Consider the following 218-nt stretch of genomic DNA (forward strand, 5'->3'; position numbering starts at 1 on the left):
CCCCGGCGGCCGCTGTCGATGGCCGGGCTGGTCTCCGAGCTGCGCCGCACCGTCGCCGACCCCGGCGAGCCCGAGGCCCTGCGCCGCGCGGCCGCGCGGCGGCTGCGGCTGCTCGCCGAGCTCGACGTCCACGGCCGCCCGGTCGCGCCCCAGGCCGACCCCGCCCCCGGGGGGGGGCTGCGTGCGCCCAGCCGCTCGGAGCGGCCCGTGCGCCCGCC

1 protein-coding gene is annotated in these 218 nt (G+C 85.3%); it reads left to right on the plus strand.

What is annotated here, in order from left to right; translation table 11 throughout:
* The coding region (locus QWY29_RS20780) for a hypothetical protein (RefSeq protein ID WP_300963107.1) at positions 1 to 218 on the plus strand (218 nt) is incomplete at both ends.

Source organism: Nocardioides abyssi (genome assembly GCF_030412915.1).
GTDB classification, from domain to species: Bacteria; Actinomycetota; Actinomycetes; order Propionibacteriales; family Nocardioidaceae; genus Nocardioides; species Nocardioides abyssi.